The sequence below is a fragment of the Cetobacterium sp. ZWU0022 genome (assembly GCF_000800875.1).
Taxonomy (GTDB): domain Bacteria; phylum Fusobacteriota; class Fusobacteriia; order Fusobacteriales; family Fusobacteriaceae; genus Cetobacterium_A.
Genome location: NZ_JRJZ01000079.1, coordinates 1 through 674 on the forward strand (window position 1 = coordinate 1; position 674 = coordinate 674).

General features: G+C 28.5%; 1 pseudogene. It reads right to left on the bottom strand.

Going from position 1 to position 674, the window contains the following annotated elements:
* Positions 1–418, bottom strand: a pseudogene (locus tag L988_RS06410) (hypothetical protein); the annotation flags it as partial.
* Positions 419–674 lie beyond the last annotated feature (256 nt).

Consider the following 674-nt stretch of genomic DNA (forward strand, 5'->3'; position numbering starts at 1 on the left):
GAATATTTTTTTCCAATCTTGAAATTGAAATTTTTCCATTTTCAATAGAGATTTCTTTTATTTGATTTGTTAAATTAATTCTGGGTATAAGTTTATATAATTTTGAACTCAGTTGTTCTGCTTCTAGAGGAATATTTTTTTCCAATCTTGAAATTGAAATTTTTCCATTTTCAATAGAGATTCCTTTTATTTGATTAATATTTTTAGAAAACCATCTCAGCCTTTTATCCATGCTTAATTTTCTCTCGGTAAAATAATCTTCCAATTCTAAGCTCACAGCTAATCTAGAAAAAATTTTAGATTCTTGCCATTCATCTTTTGAAAATAGATACTCTTCAAAATCCATATACTGTCTACTTCCAGAAATAGATATATCTCCAGCTCTAATATGTTCTCTAAGTTCAGAGAGAACGGCCATTTCGTAGTAATGTCTATTGATACTGTTATCTTTTTCAAATACATATTTACTCCATCTTTTAGAGATAAAATCTATTGGAGCATCTTCGGGAATTTTCCTTTTTCCACTCTCGTTAATATCTTTAAGTATGTCAATTCCTTCAATTAAAGATTCATTAGCTTATGTACAGAAATAGATATATCTCCAGCTCTAATATGTTCTCTAAGTTCAGAGAGAACGGCCATTTCGTAGTAATGTCTATTGATACTGTTATCTT